17 protein-coding genes and 1 riboswitch are annotated in these 23,523 nt (G+C 47.8%); of the genes, 12 read left to right on the top strand and 5 right to left on the bottom strand.

All coding sequences use genetic code 11. The features are described 5' to 3' along the window. Nucleotides 1–128 precede the first annotated feature (128 nt). A complete protein-coding gene (locus tag AC1DVJ_RS00560) occupies nt 129–4,550 on the top strand; it encodes an OmpL47-type beta-barrel domain-containing protein (RefSeq protein ID WP_477587598.1) in 4,422 nt (1,473 codons plus the stop codon). A gap of 90 nt (nt 4,551–4,640) precedes the next feature. Here the strand turns inward: AC1DVJ_RS00560 and gcvPB are convergent, their stop codons facing one another. The 3 genes from gcvPB to gcvT are packed head-to-tail and all read right to left on the bottom strand — an operon-like array spanning nt 4,641 to nt 8,589. Further along, a complete protein-coding gene (gene gcvPB, locus AC1DVJ_RS00555) occupies nt 4,641–6,098 on the bottom strand; it encodes an aminomethyl-transferring glycine dehydrogenase subunit GcvPB (RefSeq protein WP_477587597.1) in 1,458 nt (485 codons plus the stop codon). Continuing rightward, nucleotides 6,095–7,450 (bottom strand): aminomethyl-transferring glycine dehydrogenase subunit GcvPA, encoded by a 1,356-nt coding sequence (gene gcvPA, locus AC1DVJ_RS00550; protein WP_477587596.1) that lies wholly within the window; start codon nt 7,448–7,450, stop codon nt 6,095–6,097. Before gcvPA ends, gcvPB begins: the two co-directional genes overlap by 4 nt. A 41-nt stretch (nt 7,451–7,491) precedes the next feature. Further along, a complete protein-coding gene (gene gcvT, locus AC1DVJ_RS00545; RefSeq protein ID WP_477588040.1) occupies nt 7,492–8,589 on the bottom strand; it encodes a glycine cleavage system aminomethyltransferase GcvT in 1,098 nt (365 codons plus the stop codon). 211 nt (nt 8,590–8,800) lie between these two features. After that, nucleotides 8,801–8,897: riboswitch (glycine riboswitch) on the bottom strand. Between the two features lie 199 nt (nt 8,898–9,096). Between gcvT and gcvH the strand changes: the two genes are divergently transcribed. Continuing rightward, nucleotides 9,097–9,486 carry a glycine cleavage system protein GcvH gene (gene gcvH, locus AC1DVJ_RS00540; RefSeq protein WP_477587595.1) on the top strand — a complete coding sequence of 130 codons (390 nt, stop codon included), beginning with the start codon at nt 9,097–9,099 and terminating at the stop codon, nt 9,484–9,486. A gap of 41 nt (nt 9,487–9,527) precedes the next feature. After that, on the top strand, nt 9,528–10,124 hold the full coding sequence (locus tag AC1DVJ_RS00535) for a sulfite oxidase-like oxidoreductase (RefSeq protein WP_477587594.1): 597 nt from the start codon (nt 9,528–9,530) through the stop codon (nt 10,122–10,124). Between the two features lie 152 nt (nt 10,125–10,276). Here the strand turns inward: AC1DVJ_RS00535 and AC1DVJ_RS00530 are convergent, their stop codons facing one another. Further along, on the bottom strand, nt 10,277–10,363 hold the full coding sequence (locus AC1DVJ_RS00530) for a putative holin-like toxin (RefSeq protein ID WP_171646552.1): 87 nt from the start codon (nt 10,361–10,363) through the stop codon (nt 10,277–10,279). A gap of 198 nt (nt 10,364–10,561) precedes the next feature. Here AC1DVJ_RS00530 and AC1DVJ_RS00525 point away from each other — a divergent pair, with 198 nt between their 5' ends. Next, entirely contained in the window at nt 10,562–10,789 is a 228-nt protein-coding gene (locus AC1DVJ_RS00525) for a spore germination protein (RefSeq protein WP_477587593.1), read from the top strand. 129 nt (nt 10,790–10,918) lie between these two features. Further along, nucleotides 10,919–11,164, top strand: a complete 246-nt coding sequence (locus AC1DVJ_RS00520; RefSeq protein WP_477587592.1) for a hypothetical protein — start codon at nt 10,919–10,921, stop codon at nt 11,162–11,164. A gap of 59 nt (nt 11,165–11,223) precedes the next feature. On the opposite strand, the gene AC1DVJ_RS00515 is transcribed toward AC1DVJ_RS00520, so the two are convergent. Continuing rightward, on the bottom strand, nt 11,224–11,655 hold the full coding sequence (locus AC1DVJ_RS00515) for a VOC family protein (RefSeq protein WP_477587591.1): 432 nt from the start codon (nt 11,653–11,655) through the stop codon (nt 11,224–11,226). A 231-nt stretch (nt 11,656–11,886) separates the two neighbouring features. Here AC1DVJ_RS00515 and AC1DVJ_RS00510 point away from each other — a divergent pair, with 231 nt between their 5' ends. The 7 genes from AC1DVJ_RS00510 (at nt 11,887) to AC1DVJ_RS00480 (ending at nt 23,478) form a co-directional block, all read left to right on the top strand. Then, nucleotides 11,887–13,710: a sensor histidine kinase gene (locus AC1DVJ_RS00510; RefSeq protein ID WP_477587590.1), complete on the top strand. Its 1,824-nt coding sequence runs from the start codon at nt 11,887–11,889 to the stop codon at nt 13,708–13,710. Next, entirely contained in the window at nt 13,694–15,316 is a 1,623-nt protein-coding gene (locus AC1DVJ_RS00505; protein WP_477587589.1) for a response regulator, read from the top strand. Before AC1DVJ_RS00510 ends, AC1DVJ_RS00505 begins: the two co-directional genes overlap by 17 nt. A 141-nt stretch (nt 15,317–15,457) precedes the next feature. Further along, the gene (locus tag AC1DVJ_RS00500) at nt 15,458–16,849 is read left to right on the top strand and encodes an ABC transporter substrate-binding protein (RefSeq protein ID WP_477587588.1); all 1,392 of its coding nucleotides are present in this window, start codon (nt 15,458–15,460) and stop codon (nt 16,847–16,849) included. 241 nt (nt 16,850–17,090) lie between these two features. Continuing rightward, entirely contained in the window at nt 17,091–17,987 is an 897-nt protein-coding gene (locus tag AC1DVJ_RS00495) for a carbohydrate ABC transporter permease (RefSeq protein ID WP_477587587.1), read from the top strand. A gap of 16 nt (nt 17,988–18,003) precedes the next feature. Beyond that, nucleotides 18,004–18,894, top strand: coding sequence for a carbohydrate ABC transporter permease (locus tag AC1DVJ_RS00490; protein ID WP_477587586.1), 891 nt, complete (start codon nt 18,004–18,006; stop codon nt 18,892–18,894). Between the two features lie 14 nt (nt 18,895–18,908). Next, the gene (locus tag AC1DVJ_RS00485; protein ID WP_477587585.1) at nt 18,909–21,008 is read left to right on the top strand and encodes a heparinase II/III domain-containing protein; all 2,100 of its coding nucleotides are present in this window, start codon (nt 18,909–18,911) and stop codon (nt 21,006–21,008) included. A 67-nt stretch (nt 21,009–21,075) separates the two neighbouring features. Then, nucleotides 21,076–23,478, top strand: coding sequence for a hypothetical protein (locus AC1DVJ_RS00480; RefSeq protein WP_477587584.1), 2,403 nt, complete (start codon nt 21,076–21,078; stop codon nt 23,476–23,478). Nucleotides 23,479–23,523: the final 45 nt, after the last annotated feature.

The following is a 23,523-nucleotide window of genomic DNA, read 5'->3' as shown; positions in this document are numbered from 1 at the left end:
GCCAATAGTTTTAAACTATAAACAAGCAGTGATGGAATCGCATGGCGAAATTCGATGTACGGGAGGTTGCAGCACTCATCACTGAACTAAACTGAACTCAACTCAACAACCAAAGGAGACGGAGCATGATGCCTAAAAAGCACAAACTGTTAGGATGGTTTTTGCTATTGATAATCATTACATCTCTTAATCTCGTCGATCAATCAGAAGCTTTAGCGGCACCCGCAGCACCTACGACTTATTTCCAGGATGATTTCTCGGATGGTGATTATACGGCTAATCCGGTATGGACTGCAACCTCTGGAACATGGAAAGTGAATACGGACCCAACAGACGCTAGTAATAAAATGTTAAATCAGACGGACGCCGGGGAAGGGATTATTACCGCAGGAGATGCTACGTGGACGAATTCTACTGTTACCATGCGTTTCTACACGGGGGCTGGCGGGGCTTATCCGGGAATTCTGGCGCGTGTTCAGGACTATAGAAATTTTTATTATTTTCAAATGCAAACGACCACTGCCTTAGTTCTTTCCAAAAGAATCAACGGTGCGGATACAACGATAAGAAGCTTGAGTTATCCTTTGAACAAAAACACATGGTACACACTTAAAATGGTTACGGTTGGAAACTCCATCAGATGCTACATCGTAAACAATGGCGTTGATAAGCTTATTTTTGATGAGTCGGATACGACTTTCCCAAGTGGCAAAATCGGAATCCGAAATAAATGGCAAGCCATCTATTTGGATGATGTGATGGTAACAGATGCACCAGCTGTAAACACGTCAGTCGTGCAATCGGCCACCCAAACCAATTCATCGATATCTTTGAACTGGGCGCCAGTTGATGGAGCAACCAGCTACAATATTTATCGGTCAACGACATCGAACAGCGGTTACACCTTTGTCTCCAACAGCACAACCAACAGTTTTGTGGATACGGGGTTGCTTTTTGATACCGCGTACTATTATAAAATAGCATTTGTATATGGAGGCCTGACGGAATCCCAGTGGTCATCCGAATTCAGTATACGGACTACGCCTGCACCACCTGTTGCACCTACGGGACAGACGGCAGCAGCTGTCAATTCCTCGAAAATTAATTTGAGTTGGGCTGCAGCTGTGAAAGCGACAGGTTATCGGGTATACCGATCATCGGGTGCAGACAACACATTCACCCAGGTGTATGACGGAACGGCCTTAAGCTATGCAGATACAGGGCTAAACGCAAACACTGCCTATACGTATCGTATAACCGCTTATAACACGATCGGAGAATCACCCTCAGCAATTGTGCAGGCTACAACCTACCAGTATGATTCGCCTGGAAGCTTTGCAGCTGCTTCAGGTTCCTCCACATCTGCAGCATTAAGTTGGGACAGCGTGCAAGGAACAAACGTTACCTATAAGCTTAGCAGATCGTCAAGTGCGACTGGCACTTATAGCTTGATATACAGCGGTCCGAATACCGTGTATACGGATACTGGATTAACACAAGGCACAGGTTACTTCTATAAAATCGTTGCGGTTATTGATGGGATCACGTCTGCCTTATCAGATCCGCTTGGCGTAGGCACTTTGAGAACGGCCATTACACCTGGGACGGCATGGTCAGATCTCAGTGGTAATCCGATTGATGCCCATGGAGCAGGTATTATGTTTGATCAGCAAACACAAAAATACTACTGGTATGGCGAGTATCACAAGGGAGCATGGCCTTCAGCGGGAGTAAGAGTGTACTCTTCCACGGATCTGTACAATTGGAAAGATGAAGGCATGGCACTCACAATGGTCAAATCGATGGACGATTTTACGAACGATCCGTTCATTTCCACGCTGTATGCGGGTAGAACCGATACATTAAATATCTGGGCAGATATTAGAGCGGGCCGGATTATTGAAAGACCCAAAGTTATTTATAATGATACAACCCATAAATATGTGATGTGGGCTCATATTGACGGGGATAAAGACCCTTATAATAACAATGCCAATTATGGAAAAGCGCAAGCTGGATATGCCATAAGTGATTCACCTACGGGGCCATTCATCTACCAGAAGAGTTACCGTATGGATCAAGCCCCACCGGGGCAGGTCGATTATCAACCTGGTAACCCAGGCATGGCACGTGATATGAATCTATTTAAGGATGATGATGGTACGGCTTATCTCATCTATTCCAGCGAAGAAAACTTAACCATCTACATTTCCAAGCTGCTGGATGATTATTCTGACGTTTCAGGATGGCACAAGGACGGCAATGTCGATGCCAACGGTAAACCAGTCCGTGATACAAGCTATAAGTCGGTTTACGGTGTTGATTATGTGAGAGTATTCCCAGGTACTCAGCGTGAAGCTCCAGCTATTTTCAAATTCAATGGGAAGTACTACATGTTAACTTCTGGCGCAACGGGATGGTCTGCTAATGAAAATAAATTCAGCGTTGCGGATACGATGTTTGGTCCATGGTCAACGCCGGTTAATCCATTCGTCCGAGCCTTATCATCAGATCCAGACCCAACGACAGCCTTTAAATCTCAAACGACAGCTGTTATTCCAGTTGACCCCGCTAAAGGAAAATTCATCTATGTGGGGGATGATTGGAATGGCGGGCAGTTTACGACGAATGGCGGTGCCAAATATATTTGGCTGCCAATTGAATTTGGGCAAGGTACGGATATCTCGATAAGATGGTATAGCAGCTGGACCACAGATGTATTAAACAGTATGGGTAAGTTCGACGCCAAGTTGAAATTGCCTGAGGTTATTGCTACGGGGACGCTGCTTGATTTACCGACTCAGATCGAAGTTATCCCAAGTGGTGCTGCAGATGCCACGACAACATCGGTAATCTGGTCAGTCAACTCACAGCCCATATCGGCGAGTACGTTTGCTCTTCCAGGTTTGTATACGTTACAGGCTGTACTTCCGCAGTTTAACAACAAAGCGTTACGTTTTAAAATATACGCAGTACCTGATAAGACCATCTATTTTGTAAATAGCGGTGGTTATGCGACGAGTGACTACAATCTGTTGACCTCATACCTTCAGGATACGCTTATGAATAAGGATGTTGTTGAACAGGACTACAATGCAGCCGATTCCATGCCTTGGGGCTATGTAGGAACGAATTCGAATTCAGCAGGTTCAGCTAGTGGAGAAATGTTCTCAACACTTCGATATTTGAATGGTGGCAATGTAAGCAATTCCCCAGCAGGTACGGACCTAACCTACAAGTTTACGGTGACAAATGGTTCATATACGGTGTACACAGGCTTTAATGATATTTGGAATAATGCCTCCAGAAAGGCAGACCTCTATATTAATGGGGTGAAAAAGAATGCCATCACGTTCATATCCAATACGGTCTATGGCAATTCTGTTGACGTGACGGATGGCACAATCACGGTTACAGTGAGAAATACGGCATCACAGGATCCACTGATCAATTGGTTGATGATTGTTGACAACACACAGACGCATGATCCTTTAATGGGACTGCATGTCAGTTCGACAACATCCGATTCCGCTTCGCTTTCGTGGAACAAAGCTATAGGAGCTACTTCCTATACGCTGTACAGATCAACTAGTGCAGATGGAACCTATGCGCCTGTTTATCAGGGAGCAGCAACGAACTTCACGAATAGTGGTATTGACCCGGCTGTTAGATATTATTATAAGGTCACTTCAACCAGCGTATCCGTAGAATCACCGAAGTCAGATTCCATCAACATCCTATTAGATCAAATCAAGCCCGTTACCGAATTTAGTTTGGCAGGTATGGGTAACAACGGTTGGTACACGACGAATGTCGTAACACTGAATGCTGCGGATGATGTATCCGGCGTCGTCAAGACGGCATACACATTCGGGGATACGGCAGAGTGGAAGGATTACGCGGGACCTTTTACACTAACCCAAGATGGAACTTATACCATTCAGTACTACTCCGTAGATAGAGCAGGGAATGTGGAAGATGTGAAACAGGTGACTTTCCAAGTAGACGCAACACTTCCAGACTTTAATCTACTGATCAATGGCAATGATTTAATGGAGGGAGACTCCTTTGATGACCACCTTCCATTAACCTTCCAAGTCTCCGATAATCTGTCGGGCCTGGCTTTTGCACAAATTACGGTTAGCGGTGCTGTCTATGCGGTAGATCTGACAAAAGGATCGAGTGTGGTCATCGATTTTGTGGGGAGGGTAGGCAGTCATACGGCAAGTATCGTAGTTGAAGATCAAGCTGGGAATAAGATGCAGAAAGATGTTCAAATCCAAGTGACAACCAGCGTAGGTGCCATGAATCAGTTGCTTGATCGCTATAATTCGCTTCTGAGCCAATCACTAACATCGCAGTTGAGCAATACCCTGAAGCAATCACAGCATAAACTGGAAATGAACCGACCAGATCAGGCTGCTAAGCATATGGAGGACTTTGTGAAACATTTGAATAAAGCAGTGGTAGGAAAAGATGTAGATAGCAGCGTCAAAGCTATTCTTCTCGCAGATGCAAATGCCTTGATTGTGCAATGGTCAGGTATGTAACTACCAGTAGGTATCCTTAAAATGGAAAAAAGGCTGATCCCTAAAGTAGAATCTTCTACTTCAGGGACAGCCTTTTCCTGTCATCCCCGATTACCCGCAGGTACAATTCAAAACCGGCTTCCGAGCAGCCAATGCTTCATCCATCCGGCTGACGACAGTCGTGTAAGGGGCATTTTTGACCAACTCTGGATTATCTTCCGCTTCCTTCGCGATGGCGATCATCGTGTCGATGAAGCTATCGAGCGTTTGCTTGCTCTCTGTCTCGGTCGGCTCGATCATGATGCATTCTTCCACGCTGAGCGGGAAGTAGATGGTCGGCGGGTGATAGCCGAAGTCGAGCAATCTTTTGGCAATATCGAGTGTACGAACGCCCAGCTTCTTCTGCCGATTACCTGACAGCACGAATTCATGCTTACAGAAGCGAGGATGCGGTACGTCGAAATACGGCGTTAACCGAGCCAGCATATAGTTCGCGTTCAGCACGGCGTATTCGGATACTTTGCGCAAGCCTTCCGGACCAAGTGTACGAATGTACGTATAGGCACGGACGAGGATGCCGAAGTTGCCGTAGAAGCCTTTGACACGACCGATGGACTGTGGATAGTTGTATTCGAAATAGAAGCTGTTATCTTCGCGCTTGGCCACAAGCGGTGTCGGTAAGAAAGGAATTAGCCGTTCTTTGACGCCGACTGGACCTGCGCCTGGGCCGCCGCCGCCGTGCGGGGTACTCATCGTTTTGTGCAGGTTGAGATGGACAACGTCGAAACCCATATCCCCTGGCCGCGTGATGCCCATAATGGCATTTGCGTTCGCGCCGTCATAGTAGAGCAGTCCGCCTGCGGCATGCACGATTTCGGCAATCTCGACGATTTGCTCTTCGAACAAGCCGAGTGTGTTCGGGTTCGTGAGCATCAGTGCGGCAGTATCAGAACCGACGGCTTTGCGCAACTCCTCGAGATTCACGAGGCCGCGCTCATCGGATTTGATCGTCACGGTTTGGAATCCAGCCACGGTTGCACTGGCTGGATTGGTGCCATGAGCCGAGTCTGGACAAATGACCTTAGTCCGGTGCTCGCCGCGGCTTTCATGATAAGCTCGGATCATCATAAGTCCAGTCCACTCCCCATGAGCACCTGCCGCGGGTTGCAAGGTTACGCGGTCCATGCCCGTGATCGCTTCAAGATCGTGCTGGAGATTGTAGAGCAGCTCCATCGCGCCCTGTATCGATTCTTCCGGCTGATACGGGTGAATATGAGCGAAGCCAGGGAAGCGGGCAACGTCTTCGTTGATTTTAGGATTATATTTCATCGTACACGAACCTAGCGGATAGAAACCATTATCTACCCCGAAGTTGCGACGAGAGAGTGCTGTGTAGTGGCGGATGACATCGACTTCATACACTTCCGGCAGATCAGGTTCGACTTGACGACGGAATTTAGCAGGGATGAGTTCCGTCAGATTTATATCAGGAACGTCTGATTCCGGTAAAGAATAGGCGACGCGACCTGGATGGCTCATTTCAAAAATGAGTGCTTTTTCGTTGTTCATACGAGTTCCTCCAATGCGGCTGCGAAGCTATCGATATCTTCGCGTGTTCGTTGCTCGGTGACGGCGATTAGCATATGGCCGGCCAGCTCTGGGTAGTCGCGGCCGAGATCGTAGCCGCCGATAATGTTGCGTTGCAGGAGCTGACGATTCAGCTCCTCGACATTCGTGCCGTCTGGCAGCTTGACGGCAAATTCATTGAAGAAGCTGCCTGTGAACGGCAGAGTTATTCGGTTGGACGCGGTGAGGCGATTCACCGCGTAATGAGCTTTCTGGACGTTGAGCGCGCCAACGTCTTGAATGCCCTGCTTGCCCATCGTGGACAAGTACACGGATGCGCAAAGCGCGAGAAGCGCCTGGTTGGAGCAGATGTTCGACGTGGCTTTCTCACGCCTTATATGCTGCTCCCGCGCTTGCAGCGTAAGCACGAAACCGCGCTTGCCATCGCGGTCCACGGTTTGGCCTACGATGCGCCCCGGCATGCGGCGCATCCAGCTCTCCGCGACGGCGAAGTAGCCGCAGCTCGGCCCGCCCAGCGCAGCTGGGATGCCGAGCGGCTGGCAATCGCCGACGACGATGTCAGCGCCGAGCTTGCCCGGCGCTTCGAGCAGCCCGAGCGTGAGCGGATTCGCGCTCACGACGAGCAGTGCGCCCGCGCCGTGCGCGAGCGGCTCCACGGCCGCGAGATCCTCCAAGCAGCCGAAGAAATTCGGCGATTGGAGGATGACGGCGGCCGCGTCGATCTCGAGCTTGGACGCGAGGTCGTCTAGATCGGTTACACCTTCAGGTGTTACCGCGATCTCGACGACGTCCAAGTTCAGCCCGCGGGCGGACGTGCGCAAGACGGCGCGCGCCTCCGGGTGCACCGCGCGGGACACGAGCAGACGGCTGCGCTTCGTCGCGCCGCTTGCTAGGGCGCCAGCTTCGGCCAGCGCCGTTGCGCCATCGTACATTGAGGCGTTCGCGACGGCCATGCCGGTGAGCTCACAGATGTACGACTGAAATTCAAAAATCGCCTGCAACTCCCCCTGGCTGATTTCCGGTTGATAAGGCGTGTACGCGGTGTAGAATTCGGACCGCGAGATCACGTGATTGATCACCACCGGAAGGTGATGATCATAGATGCCAGCGCCGAGGAAGCTGGCGTAGCGCTGGAAATCCGCGTTGCGCCCTGCCAACTCGCGCATATAGCGGAGCAAACCTTGCTCGCTGAGCGCCTGACCCACTTGCAGTTCACCCTGGAATCGCACCTGCTGCGGGATGTCACTAAACATTTCTTCCATGGAAGAGATGCCGATCGTTTCCAGCATTTCCTTTTGATCCTGCTCCGTAATTGGTAAATAACGATGTTTCATAACAAAGGGTGCTCCTTCCGACCCGGATTCGGGGATAATTTCTAGCTCTGTTTTTTGTGAAAAGGGGTAGAGACGACGGTAGCTTTCACTTGTGCGCCTCTGATTTCAACATACACTTCCGTACCCAAGGCACTATACGAGGCGTCGATCAAAGCTAAGCCTACATTCGTTTTGTACGTTGGAGACTGCGTGCCAGTTGTTACTTCACCAATCTGTTTACCCTCTGCGTATACGGCGTAATGCGGACGAGGTATGCCGCGCTCTTGCATTTCAATGCCGACGAGCTTGCGCGGCACGCCGTTGGTCTTTTGCTCCTGCAGGGCATCCCGCCCAATGAAATCGCCTTTAGCTAACTTCACAAAATACCCTAATCCCGCCTCAAGCGGCGTGATATCGGCGGATAGCTCCTGTCCGTATAGAGGGAGTCTCGCTTCAAAGCGAAGCGTGTCCCGTGCACCTAAGCCTGTGGGAATGAGCCCATGCTCCTCACCAGCTTCTAGCAGTTTTTGCCAAAGCGAGATCGCATCTTTGTGATCAACGTAAAGCTCGAAGCCATCTTCACCCGTGTAGCCAGTGCGGGAAAGCAGCGTAGACACGCCAGCGACTTTTACCTCGGGGAGGAAATGGAATGTTTTTATTGTTTGAATCGGTGCGTTTGTCAGTTTAGCTAAAATATCAACTGCCCGAGGCCCTTGCAGCGCAAGCATTGCGGTTTCTTCGGAAATGTTGGTCAACTGAACATCACCTGAGAGGTGCTGTTTTAGCCAAGCCATGTCTTTGTCGATGTTGGACGCATTGATGACCAGCATGTAGTCGAGATCACTCCGCTTGTAAACGAGCAGATCATCGACTACACCGCCACTCGGATAGCACAAGAGGCTGTATTGGCATTGACCATCTACCAGTTTAGCTACATCATTCGTCGTGAGTCGTTGCAAAAATGCAAAGGCATCCCGGCCTTGGACACGTACCTCGCCCATATGCGATACATCAAAAAGCCCCGCCTGCCCCCTGACAGCGTCATGCTCCTTTTGAATGCCAGTGAACTGCACTGGCAGTTCCCAACCGCCAAAATCAATGATTCGCGCGCCATATTCCGCGTAGATGGGGAAGAGCGGTGTTCGTTTCAGCATGCTAATAACCTCACCTTCAATTGTCTTATTCTTCCTCGGACTTATTTCGAAAATGCAAAAAGGAGCAAAAGGTATGCAACACAAACATACCTTTTGCCCCTGTCCTTTGTACCTGAGAGTTGCCTAGAACGGTAGAAAATATACGTTCAACCGTTAAGTTTCCCCTTGGGTGTCCGATTTCCCGTGATTAACGAGGCTTCGAAGCTCTCCAGAGTCGCGTCCGATACAGGTCCTTTTGCCTGAGAGATTCACCACTTTGGGCTTACTCCTTCGGCGCTGCCAACGTGCTCCGCAGTCTCTCCCTGTATCCTCATTCGCCAATATTTAATTAGCCATATTATATTCATTATGCGCCTAAATCGGTGTGAATTGTCAACAGTAACTTTTAAGTTAGTGGTCGTACACCCTAGGCTTCAATAGGAATTGCTTCTTCGAGGATGTCCATCTTGACTTTGATGTTCCCAGTAGATTAAGCTAAAAGCAAAATTTGTAAGTAAGGTGAGGCGTGGACTGATGAGTAATGTACAAGCCAATTTGTTATACACCAAAGAGCACGAGTGGGTAGAGACGATATCGGATACGGTGGTTCGCATAGGGATTACCGATTTTGCACAAGATCAATTGGGAGATATTGTATTCGTGGAGCTTCCGAAAGTTGGCGCTTCGGTTACAGCGAATGAGAGTATTGGCAGTGTGGAATCGGTCAAAACGGTTTCAGATATTTTCTGCCCGGTAACAGGCAAAGTAACAGCCGTGAACAGCACGTTGGAAGGCTCGCCAGAGCTTGTAAACAGTGCGTCTTTCGGTGAAGGTTGGATGGTTGAGGTAGAAATCTCAGGACCAGAGGCATTGGAAGGCTTGTTAAGCGCTGCGGAATACGGCTCCTATATCGGTAACGACTAGGGTTTGCTTCGATTTAGGTACATGGAAGAGGGAGGCATCTTATGCAATTTGGGCAAAAGCAGCCGCAGGATCCGAGTGATCGTGTTCCTCCTGGGCAAACGCTGACACAAGGCTGGCCTGTGCTGCACTACGGGTCCGTGCCCTACTACAACGACATGAGCAAATGGGATTTGCGGTTGTTCGGTTTGGTGGAGGAAGAGTTCACCATTTCGTACAAGGACTTTATGGCGCTGCCACGCAAGGAATTTGCGAATGACATTCACTGCGTGACGACTTGGTCCAAGCTGGACAATGTTTGGGAAGGTATTGCTGTGTCTGAATTGATGAGTAAGGTGAAGCTGAAGTCAGAAGCAACGCATGTGATGCTGCATGCCGAGCATGGATGGACGACGAATCTTCCGCTGGAAGACTTCCTGTTAGAGACATCTTTTCTGGGTATCCGACATAATGGTGTGCTGCTTACGCCTGATCATGGTGCGCCTGTGCGAATGGTTGTGCCGCATCTGTATTTCTGGAAAAGCGCCAAATGGCTGCGAGGCATCGAGTTCATGGCGAAGGATAAGCCTGGCTTCTGGGAGCGTAACGGCTACCATATGTATGGAAATCCATGGAAAGAGGAACGGTATGATTTCGATTAAGACATCAATTGCATGTATATATAGAATATGTTACAGTAAAAATAGTTAGAGACGGATTCGCGGTCCGTCTCCAGTACAGACTGGGTGAGATTCTCCTGGGTAACTGAATACGTGCAGAAGTGACCCACTAAGGCGACCAACCTAGAAGTGGGTCACTTTCTTTTGTCGATATATGTTAGCAGCGCTAGAATGAACATACCGAACGCAAACATAATCATAATCGCTTGGAAAGTTTCCATGGCATCCTCCTCCTTTCTGGAGAAATGCCGCACCCAAGGTCGTGCTGTACGAGTCTATTATACCATATTTTACTAGTTTGGCTTATATAAATATAAAAAGGCTAAATACCTCCTCCACCCCTCCTTTTCCTCTACAAGTGACCAATAGGCACCTGAACACATACAATGGTTAGGAGTTTGGAAGGGAGTGGCCGGAGCATGCCTGCAATTATTAATGGTGGAATCAAAATCCTAAACGTCGCTCAGGGCTCCAATGTCCAGATTGGCGACACCTTTGCTATTAATCTTACCAGCAGCTCCAAAATCTTTGCGGGGGCCAACTCGTTTTCGCCGGGTGACAGCTTTGGAAGTGTTCAGAACGTGCTCAATGGGAGCACGAATACCGTTGATCCTGATCTCGTGGATACTCCGAATAACACGATTTAATTCCTTTATGTCTATTTCCACAAATTGGACGACGGCCAAGCCGAAGTTGACGGTCCTAAAGTGATATGGTGATGCGAAAGATATACGGAACGTGAAACCATATCAGAGATAAATAGGGGATAGAGCAGCTTGTTAAAACGAAATGTGATTCGGATATATATCGGGAATATCATGTGGTTCCTACCAATCTTGATTTTGATCATGGGGGCCAATCCTTCTGTCGCAGGCAGTGTTTGGTGGAAAATACTAGGTTGTCTACTCTTTGCAGGGATTGTTGCTGTATGTGTGAGTTCATGGCTTCAAGTAAACCGTGAGCAACGTGAAATAGACGAAAAAAAACACTTTGATTCTGTTGTACTCCGTCAGTTTTACTAATAATGAATACAAACAAAACGGCCCTGTCGCAATCCTGCGAACAGAGCCGTTTTTCATATTTACATCATCGTTTCGCCTTCGGTAAACAGGTGGAAGGTCACGCCAAACTTATCCTTCACTTGTCCGTAAGCAGGACTGAAGAATGCTTCATGCAAGTCCATGATAACCGTGCCGCCTTCTTTGAGCGCTTCGAAAAATTGTTTCGATTTGCTTGCATCCTTCGTTGTAATACAAATCGTCACATGATCTCCCTGTTGAACGGGTTGACCTGGGAACGTGTCCGAGAACATCAATTGACTTTCGCCGACTTGCAGCATGGCATGGCCAACGAGGCCTTTTTGTTCATCAGCAAGCGGGAAATCAGGGTTCTCAGGCATCTCACCGAAGGTTTGCTTAAATAGCACTTGCGCATCCAGAGCTTTCTCATAAAAGGCAATAGCTTCACCCGCAGTGCCAGGCAATACTAAATACGGCGTTAAACGTACGGACATCAATAAACAGCTCCTTAAATTTTGATTTATTTGAAGTGTAAAATGTCTACCTCTTATTATTACCACATTTGCTCAGAAAAATAAAGAACATATGTTCTGTTTTTGTAGTGGAATCACGAAATAGCTGCCCTCCATCTTGAATTTTCCCCCTGCTCACGGAAAGTGGCCTATACTATAATAGAATAGATAAAGACTATCTTCTCACACACAGGAAAGGTGCTAACGTCGCCTATGAATAAGCTTGCTATCTGGTCGTGGCTACCACGGATGTTCCATTCCTTTTCATTAAAGCAACGCATATGGTTTACCTTTGTCATTTTAATCACGGTGGGTCTGGTGGCTACTGGGAGCATCGCCTACCTGATCGCGTCTAAAGAAATTCAGCGCAACGCCATGCAGTCAAGTCAAGATACTGTGAATCAATCCGCGCAAATCGTCAATGAACGACTGAAAAATATCGGTACTGCTGTTCGAGCACTGATGTTCAGCGATGCCTTCAAGCAACTCATGAAGGATGTCCAGAATGAGGATAGTTCCAGCTACTACAAGTCATTAACTGCCTTACAGTACGTTTTTTCACAAGTGAAATTCAACGACTCTATGATTGAGAGTATTCTCATCGCCACGCCGATCGGGGATTTCTATCCGACCTCCAGTGCGCGGAATAATGCGAATTCCTTTTACCAATCGGATATGTTTAAGCAGTTTCAGCTCTTGAAGCGAGGGTTTTGGAGTAAAGGGCATGTTGATCCGTTCTTTACGGGGAAACAACGGGTGATCTCTCTCGTCGCAGAGGGGGTCAGTGAAGATTCGTATCTAAATAAAGAGCCAACGAATGTCTATGTCGTCATCAATGTGAAGGAAGACGATCTGCGTGATCTCTTTATGGAGAATTTATCGAGCCCTGATAAGCACTATTATTTCATTGATTCGCAAGGCGAAGATATCAATTACTCGGACCGTACGCTAGATAAGGCGTTCATTCAACGTCCTGATTTCGTCCAGCAACTGACAGATGAGCGGAAGGGTTCCTTTTTCTATAGCGATTCTGATCGTAAAGACTACCTCGTGAATTATGCGCGACTGGACGTCAAGGACGATTGGATGATTGTCGGGGTTCAGGCGAAGGATAAATTGCTGGCCAAATTAAATGGCATCAAGCAGGCAACGACGTACGCCACCATTGCATTCATCCTAGTTTCGCTGTTCATCACGAACAATTTAACACTCATCCTGTTGAAACCGCTGTTCAGACTGCAAAAGCTGATGAAGCGGGTAGAGGAAAATGACTTGGATGTGCGTTTTGAAAGCGTTTATAAGGATGAAGTCTCTCAGGTTGGATTCCGTTTCAACCGCATGCTGGATGAGATCAAGCAGCTCATTGAGGATGTGAAAAATCGGGAACGCGATAAACGAAAGGCGGAGATTAAAGCGTTGTCTGCGCAAATGGATCCGCATTTTTTCTATAACACGCTCAATACGATTTACTGTAAATCGGTGTTAGGTGAAAACGATGATGTGAATGAAATGATTTTGGCCTTATCGAATATGTTCCAATTGAGCTTAAGCGGGGGCAGGGATTTGATTACGCTCGCGGATGAGGTGGATCATGTGCGTCAATATTTGGCGATTCAGCAAAGGTCGTATGAAAATTTATTCGTCTTCCGGATGGAAGTTGAGCCTGAGATGCAAGCTTGCCTTGTACCTAAAATTATGATACAGCCGCTGATTGAAAATAGTATTTTGCACGGATTCAAAGACATGACTTCTGGTGGAGAAATTCAGCTCTCAGCTCGAGCAGATGGCGATTGGCTGCATATCACGGTGGAGGATAATGGACACGGACTCGTTCCCGAGCTCCTTCTTCAGAGCATGATGCACCCGACAACCTCGAAGCATGGTTATGCACTGCGCAATATCTACACGCGTCTACAGCTGTACTATGGGACTGAGCAACGGATGGAGATCGGGGCGAATGCATTTGGCGGAGCTCAAATCGACTTGTGGCTGCCACGGTATGACCAAGAGGAGGATTTCCATGGACCGACTAATTAAGCTATGTGTTGTGGATGACATCCGAAGTGTCGTGGATATGATTACGAAGAAGATTCCATGGGAAGATCACGGTATCGAGATTGTGGGCAGCGCTACGAATGGTGAGGAAGGCTTTGCAGTGATTCGCGAAACGAAGCCAGATCTGATTCTAACGGACATTCGTATGCCCAAAATGGACGGCTTGGAAATGACGCGCAATATTATGGAGATCTTGCCGACGAGTAAGGTTATCATTTTAAGCGCCTATACAGACTTCGATTATGCCMAGAAAGCGATCCAATATGGCGCATTAGACTATGTAAAAAAGCCTTTCTCCATTGATCAGATAGTGAAAGCGGTCGTAAAGGCCAAGGAGGTTTGGGAGCAAGAGAACCTAAGCCGTACGCAGCTGATTGGTCTTCAACAAAAGATTAAAGAAAGTATGCCAGCCCTCCGGCAGGAGTACTTATCCTTACTCGTGTACCATCAAACGAATGATGCGGAGTTAGCGCGATTATCGGACTTTCTAGATATTAATGAGCTGAAGCCGCCATTTGCAGTGATGACGATTCAAATTGATCAATTTACCGATAAATATGGCGAAGTACCTGTGAAAGAGCTAGAGCTTGTTCGATTTTCCTTGCAAAATATCGTGGAAGAGACGATCGCCTTGGGCGGGGCAGCGGTTGTGTTTCGTGAGGGGTTCAATCGTTATATTTGTATTCTCAACGTGGCGAATAGCGAAATGCCGATTGCGATCGCAGATCAATGCTGCTCGAACATCGCACGTCATACCAAATTCACGATCTCCATTGGCATCGGCCACTGTGTAGAGACCGTGCAAGAGCTGCCGAAAAGCTATCAGCAGTCGCTCAGCGCTTTATCGTATCATTTTTACACGGGAGGGAATGGCGCATTCAGCTATAATACGGATGCCGCAGCAGCTCCTGTGGAGTGGATTTATACCGAGGATAGCGAGAATGAGTTTCTATTCGCTTTCAGATCTGGTAATCGGGACGCATGCGTAGCGTGGGCGATGACCATTTTCACCGAGATGGGGAAAGTTTCCGTTCTCCCCGAACCAGGGGTCGTGGAGCGACTCCTGCAAGGTCTTGTGCTGCGGATGCTGCGCGTGCTGGTGGAGAAATTCCCTCGTCCTAGCCTAGCCGAATTCGAAACGAAGACGCTTGAAATCAGAGACAGCGGAGCCGCTATCCTAGCATATCGCGCGTGGTTCATTGAGCTGTGCGAAATCGGCTGCCGTCTGATTCATCAAGAACGGGCTAGCGAGTCACAGAAAATTATTCACCGTTCGGCTGAGTATATCAAAGCGAATTTGGATCTCGATTTGACGCTGGAGCATTGTGCGAAGCAGGTGAACTTAAGTTGGGGCTATTACTCGAATTTGTTCAAAAAAGTAACAGGGTCGACGTTTGGGCAGTTCGTTACACAAGCTAAGATGGAGCGGGCGAAATCGATGCTGATCGAGGATTATCAGGTCCAGGAAATCGCACAGCAGCTTGGCTATGAGCACCGGCGTTATTTCAGTGAGGTATTCAAAAAGCAGACTGGGCTTACACCGACGGAATTTAAAGAAATGTCACTGGGCAAGTCCTCCAAGCCGTGAGGGCTTGCCTGTTTTTTGGGTAGGAAGAGGGGCAACATATAGAAATATCTGCCCTCATTCAAGAGTTGACCTCATTATCAGGGAATGGAAATTCTTTTAGTATTAGAAGTGTAAACAACAGATTTTAAGGGAGGCTCACACATGTTTAAAAAATTAGGGACGGTCACATTAGCGGTAACACTTGCGGGTAGTTTAGCAGCTTGCAGCTCCAAGACGGAAACAGCAGCAAGCCCAGCGGCGTCTGCGAAAGCATCCGATCAACCGGCAAGCGCGGCTCCTGCCAAAGCCAAAACGAAGCTCTCTTATTGGACGGGTGACCGTCATGATATGGACTATATTAAGAGTGTTGTACAAAAATTCAACGAGACGAATGGCGAAAATATTGAAGTTGAAATGGTTGTAAAGACAGAGGATTTCAACCAAGCGATTGATCTTGCTTTTGCTTCCGGACAAGCGCCTGATATTATTCGTGTCAAAGAAAATACGATTCAACCCTTTGCTACGAAAGGTTACCTCAAACCGATTGATGCTTACGTAACCGATGCTGTTAAGAAGAAATTCCCAGTTATTGATGATTTCAACCGAATTGGCGGCAAAATGTACAGCCTTCCTAACTACGGGTCGACGCTTCGTCTCGTTTATAACAAGGAGCTTTTCGCAAAAGCAGGTATTGCGGCACCTCCGAAAACATTGAAAGAAATGGTTGAGGATGCAAAGAAAATTACCGCAGTTGGTAAAGCGAATGGCTCCTACGGCTTTGCTCAGAACTTCAAGAGCCCGGATAGCGCCCTTGGTCGTTCAGCGAGAGTGATCGCAGAAGCTAGCGGCTACGGCGGACTTGGTTTTGATTTCAAAACAGCGAAGTTTGATTTTACAGGCTACAAAGATATCATGCAATCCTTCAAGCAAATGGTAGATGACGGCAGCACATTGCCAGGTATGGAATCCTTGGATATTGATCCACTGCGTGCACAATTCGCGGAAGGCAAAATCGGGATGTATATCTCCTTCTCCTCCGAGCCAGGCGTATACGCKAACCAGTTCCCAGCTAAGATTGACTGRGCTGCTGCACCAGTTCCAACGATTGATGGAACGATCAAAGGAGCAACATCCTTCTTGGGCGGTCAATGGCTAGCGATCAGCAACACAACCAAAAATGCCGATCAAGCATGGAAGTTCATGCAGTTCATGTATGCAGATGATGTATTGAAAACGTATCATGAAAAAGGCTTCGGCTTGTCCATGGTACCATCCGTATCCTCCGTTGCGAAGAAACCAGAAATCAAAGGTATCGACGGCTTCTTGCCAATCGGAAATGACGGTACATGGCCGCTTCAACCAACGGTTACGGTTGAAGGCATGAAATACAATGACGCGTTCTTTAAATATATGATTAGCGGCGGCAACTTGGATCAAATTATTCAAGATTTGAACAAACGCTATAACGATGCTCTTGATAAAGCTGTCACTAAGGGCGATGTCAAAGTAGCACCAAATGCAAGCTTCGATCCAATGAAATTGATGATGAAATAAGAGCTAATTGAAGAGATATAAAGCGAGAGTGGAGCTGAAACTCCACTCTCGCACTCATCTTAGCGTTAATAAATTGAAGGGGCCCCCGGAAAGTAATGTCTAAACTTTTATCGAAGCAATTCGGCGAAGTATGACCGCTTTGAATGGTAAGTTTAGACGCCGATCGAGATAATACTCGATGCGAACGGACTATACATCGAAGCTTAGCTTCACTTTTTGGGGTATCTTAGGAGGGAATGAGATGAACAGAACACGCCAGATCGGGTTTTCATACTTATTTTTGTTTCCAAGCTTTCTGCTGACCATAGTGCTAGGCGTCTATCCGATTGCTTGGGCGATTCGATATATGTTTTATGAGTACAAAGGCTACGCGGCTCCAACCTTTATCGGGTTCGATAATTTCAGAAGACTTTGGGAAGATACGGAGTATTGGCATTCTGTCTTAAATACTTTTGTTTATGCAGGTGGAAAGCTCATTATTACGCTGCCATTATGCTTAGTGCTTGCTGTTATTTTGAATGGAAAGCTCCGTGGACGCAACTGGCTAAGAGCGATCTATTTCATGCCTACAATCATTAGCTCGGCTGTGATGGCCGTTGTATTTTTTATCATTTTCAACTCGTATAACGGTATTCTCAATCAATATTTATTAAAGTTTCACATCATCTCTGAAAGAATCGATTGRCTCGGACCTAAGCATGCGATGCTGACAACGATCCTCATTGCGGTTTGGGGGGCTGTGGGTAACTACATGCTGTTATTTCTAGCTGGTCTTCAAAATATCTCGAACGATGTGTATGAAAGCTCGTCCTTGGATGGGGCAAATAAATGGCAGCAGTTTTGGTACTTAACGATTCCAATGTTAGGACCAGTGCTCCAGATCGTCATTATGCTTGCGATTATTAATTCGCTCAAAGGGTATGAGAGCATCATGGTGCTGACAGAAGGCGGACCGGTAGGAAAGACAGAAGTGATGTATTTATATGTCTACAAGCTCTTCTTCCCAACACCATCAGGATCATTGGCCGATCCACAATTTGGCTACGGCAGTGCTGTAGGCTTCGTGACGGCTGTTATCGTCGGCATCGTCACGTTGATCTATCATGCGATGTCCAGGCGTCTGAACAAACTGCAATAGGAAGGAGACTCGGAATATGAAAGTGTCAGAAGCGATACCTGCTGTTTATATAAAGAAACAAACGGAGCCATTTTCGATAGTTGGATCAGGTGGTAGGGTCCTGCTCTGGATATTCTTACTCGCCACAGCCCTGCTTATCGTTTTTCCTGTAGTTGTTACCTTTCTAGGTTCGTTCATGTCTAATTTGGAGATTACCAAGGGGGGCAAAATATTTCCGTCCTCCTGGCATTTCGCCAATTATAAAGAGGCCTGGGTGCAGGCTAACTTCGCTAGGTTTACGTGGAATAGCTTGTTCCTGAGTGGAGCAACTACGATCGGTGTACTGACTGTAGCCTCCATGGCAGCTTATGTGGTTGAACGTATGAATTTTCCTGGCAAAAAGCTGTATGTGGCCATTCAAGCGTCCACGATGTTCATTTCGATCGGCGCTGTCGTGATTAGACCACAGTTTGAGCTGATGGTGAAGCTGCACCTGCATACGAATTTATGGGGCGTGGTCCTCATTCTGATCAGTGGACACGCGTATATCTTCTTTATTTTATTAAGCTTCTTACAAGGTATTTCCCGGGAATTAGACGAGGCTGCGCGGATCGATGGCTGTTCCAATAGCGGTATTTTCTGGCGAATTATTTTGCCCCTTATGCGTCCAGGACTCGGGGTCGGTGCGCTGTTTACATTTTGCGGGGCGTGGAATGAGTACTTGCGTCCGTTAGTGTTCACGATGACGAATCCCAAGTTACAGACGCTTACTGTTGGGCTATCTTATCTGCGGTACGGCTCATCAGCAGCGGTTCAAACGCATTATATGCTGGCGGGAGCTTGCTTATCGATTCTGCCGTTGTTGGTAGTGTACATGATTGCGAATCGTTCGTTCATGCAAATGACGGCTGGTTCATTGAAAGGCTAGGAGGACTTCTGACCATGGACATCAATCGTGTGGAGAGACTGCGGAGGAACGCAGGCAGCTCGGAATTTCAAGCTGCGATGGAGCTGCTAAGACGGGATGCGGAGGAAGCGGCGGAGATCACCTTCGCCATCCGCACCCATGAGCAAGGTGAATGGATGCACTACTATTATTGTGATGAAGATGGGACTCGGCTCACTTTCCAGTGGAACGAGCCTTTTCTTCATCGTTGTTCAACCTGCGGTAAGGAGCGGCATAGTCAACTGCTTGATGGATGCTGGACATCGATTGCACATAGTCAGATCGGTAAGGCTGTGTATCACATTGCTTTGCTGTACGCGATAGAACCAGATGTGGAACGACTACAATTCGTTAAATCCTATTTGATGGCGTACGCCGATCACTACGAAACGTATACGATACACGGGGATATTCCTTACAATGGGCCTGGCAAATTATTTGCCCAAACCTTAGATGAAGCACATTGGATCACGGATCTAGCGCTTGGCTATGATGTCATTCAGGAGCATCTGACACCAGATGAAGTCGCTCATATTCGGGCAGGGTTGCTTGAGCCCTGTGCTCGTTTTCTCATTGCACACAAAGAAAAACAAATTCATAATCATTCGGTGTTGATTACATCGGCCATTGCCGCGCTTGGCCTGTTGCTTGGCGATACAGAAATTGTTGATGCGGGCCTAGCGGGAGAATATGGCTTACATGATCAGCTGGATCGTGGGATTTTCGAGGATGGTTTATGGTACGAAGGGAATGTGCAGTATCACTTTTATGCATTTAAATCCCTGCTGCACTACGCCTTAATTGCGGAAGGGACGCCGTGGGATGTCTGGCACAAGAAATCGCTGAAAGCGATGTTCGATTACCCCTTGCAGTTGGTTCTGCCGAGCGGCGTTATGCCGACGATCAATGATGCTGGGCTGGGCGATCACATTGGCACGTATGCGCCATTCTATGAAATTGCCAACGATATCTACGGAGATGGCATGTATCGCTCGTTATTGAATACGGCTTATGGTACAGCAGATGCAGATTCACGGATTAAAAGCGCTCGTTGTTCGAAGCGAGATTCGATCTATGCGTTGATGTTCGGACAAGACTTGGGTGGATACACGGAGGAATCCGAGTTGCTTGGGCATGGAGTGCAGCGAACACGTTCCTTACCCGCGAGTGGGCTGACCAAGTTAGTGAATAAAGCAGGCTGGCATGTGATCGTGAAGCATAGCCGGTTCGGTGGTGAACACGATCATATGGATCGATTGGGGCTATCCATTATGCGCGGTAATGTCCCGTTGCTCATTGATCCAGGCACGACGGCTTATGGGATTCCTGCCCATTACGGCTGGTTTAAGCATACGTATTCGCATAACACCGTAAGTATCGATGGGGCAGATCAGCCGCCACGCGACGGGCAATTGATTCAAATGCACGAAGAGGCATGGGGCGTATGGCTGGAAACCACCGTGGATTGGTTGGCAGATGATTATGTGATGAAGGATCGTATCATCCTTCCAGCTGAGCTCAATCCATGGGACGTCGACGCCTATGAAGGGGCTCAAATTCGGAGAATTAACATTTTAGCTGAGGATCATCTGTTAGATATTGTGCAAGTTACCGTCCCGGCGACTCGTGAGGTCCATCTGACGAATCACTTTAGTGGAAAGTTGCTGAGCAATGACGAGGCTATCAAATGGGCAGCGTCGGAAGATCAGCTAAGCCGACTAGATCAGCAATGGTTCAAGGAGAAACGGAAGCTGTTGCAAGATGTATCTGCTTTTGGATACCAGATGAGCGAAGGTACATTGGAGCAGCACGTCTGGTGCTCGCTGCCAACAACGATATACACCGCGTTGACGCCAGAGAATCCGCCGAGTGGGCAGAGGACATCCCTTCTTACAGTGGCTACTGTGGAAGAGGAAGTGATTTTTGTTCAGGCACTGCACTATGATCCTAGCACAGGCGAGAAGCTTCAGGGTCGACTGGAAGTGGCAGAGCTGACGAGAGATGCCATTCAAGTATCGTGGAATAATGAGGAATTACAGAGAACTTATTTAGTAAAGCTACACGGCGAAAAAGTGTATATTGAGAAGCTGGCTTGATGGCTATAAGATACCCATAGTAAGTAATACGAAATAGACTCTCAATAGGGGAAAAGGGTGTAAGAAAATGAGAAATAAATTGTCATTCCTCAGTTTTTGGTCGATTAACGATGAATTGAATTTGAAACAGCTGCAAGACCAGCTTGACGAACTCCAATTAGCGGGATTGGAGGGTGTTATTTTTCATCCTCGCTTTTATCCTAATAAACCTGTCTATATGAGTAATGAGTATCTGGCCATTCTGTCAGACTTGATTTTATATGCGAAATCGATGGGGATGATCTTCTGGATTTACGATGAAAATGGCTGGCCGTCTGGCACAGCAAGCGGTGAAGTCATCAAGAGGTTACCTGATTCCACATGTAAGTACGTCAACTGGCTCTCCGATGAGCAGGGCGGTAGACTCGTATTCGGGGAACATGCTGCTGTTTCATCGTTAGATCCGTTGGCTACACACACGTTTATCGATATCATTCACGAGGGCTATCGCAAAGGCTTGCTTCCTGAAGCATTTGATTATGTGACTGGCTTTTTCTCCGATGAAGTTGCCTTTCTAGATGGACATGGCATCACGGTCAAAACAGGCGCCATCCCTTGGGATGAGCGATTTCCAGCGCTTTATGAGGAGAAGTATGGCGAAGCTTTGCTGTCTCAACTACCATTACTATTTACGAGTGGCGAAGGTTACGAGATCTTCCGTGTACGCTATTGGGAAATGTTAACGGATGCAATTGTTACTAGCTTCTATAAGCCTGTAGCCGATTGGTGCGAAAAGCATGGCAAAAAATTCACAGCCCATGTGAAAGCCGAGGAAAGCCCTTTTTTCCAATTGTCCTATAGCGGCTCAGCGTTTCAAGTGTTAAAACAGGTAGAGACACCAGCCATTGATGCGTTGGAGCGCTTCCCTGGCAACAACTTTTACCCGCGTATTGCGCACTCGGTCGCGATGCAGCAAGGTCGAGATGGCGCGCTGGTTGAAGCCATGGGAGGAAGCGGCTGGGGGGTCTCGCCTGAATCCTTCACCAACTACGTGATGTGGCTAGCTAGTCACGGCGTGGAACATTTTGTGTTCCACTTGAACCAACTCAAGCTCACCACGCAAGCGGTGCAGGACTGGCCGCCTTCCATGCCGAGTCATCTGACTTGGAAGGAAGCTTTCCCAGCGCTGTTGGCTTCCCTTCAGGAGCAAGCTGCTCAGCTACCGGATTTGCGTGAGAAGCCGGACATCGTGATCGTAACGCCAACCCGTGGGATTATGGCGACATTTGATTCGTTGGATGCTATGCAAATGAATGAACATGATGGGTCTAACATTCCTGCCAGCACCTCAGGCATCCTCGATGCGAAGCTGATTACGCTCGTAGAGTCCTGCTATGCGGCGGGGCTTCATTATGAATTGACCGAGGAGCGGGTTGTTGAGGAGTCGGGAATTTTCGTCAAAGGAAATCTGCGGATCGGCATGCGTGAATACTCCCATGTGCTGATTGCAGACGGCTGTCGCTGGAATGATCCTGCTATGGAGGAGAGACTACGTGCAGCAGGGGTTACAGTTTGTGATTCGGAGGATTGGGAGCGCGTACTGCCGGTTAAATCAACAACGGTGACACCTGCATTGATAAGCTCATCTTTGAAACAGACGCCGTGGGTAGCTCAAGCACCGCAAATGAACCAGGTTTATGTGGAGCTGTTGGAACAGGATGGGACGAATAAGCTGCAAGCAGAATTAAGCGTAAATCGTCCAGAAGCATTTGGTGAGATGACACTCTATTTGCATGATGCTGTAAGCGCGGTTTGGATGAATGGTGAGGAGTTAGAGGTGTCGCCAACGACAAGCGGTTTCGAGGCTTACATCCCATCATCTCTTATAGCAAATAAAACCAAACTGACTTTAGAGGTAACGCCATTGCCTGAGGGAGAAGCATGTCCGATTGTTTTCCTCAAGGGTCAATTCCTCGTCACGAGCAGGGGGTCTTTGATCGAGAAGGACGAGCACCAATGGATGTTGGCGGGGGCACTCGAGCTATCACCATTGTCAACGGAGATCAACAGCAGCAACTTGATTGCAGCAGGATTCCCATTTGCAGGCTCGCCAATTGCGGTGAGGAAATCCATCCGGCTGAACACAATGGAACATGTAGCTATTGAGCTTACGGGTATTTGGTCCGATGCAGCTTTTGTGAAACTGAACGGGAACGAGCTAGGTTGGTGCTGGGGACCGAATTGGTCGGTGCCTCTACCGCAAGGGATTCAAGCAGGCGCTTATGAGCTGGAGGTGCTGCTTTACCCGAGTACATTTAATGTGTACGGCCCTCACCGACATGTGGATGGAGACCGTTATTTAACGAGCCCTGATCAATTTAAAGGTGTCAAAAATTTTGCTGATCGTCCAGATGCTCCTGAACAAACGAAGGTGGACTACGCCCATTTCGTCAAATGGGGAATTTCAGGTGACGTTCGGTTGCGTCATTAGAAAAAGGTGTCTAGACATGCCGTGGGGGAATGCTGTTCAAAACCG

Source organism: Paenibacillus sp. P4_A9, assembly GCF_056402415.1.
This window is presented reverse-complemented; position numbering and strand designations above follow the sequence as displayed.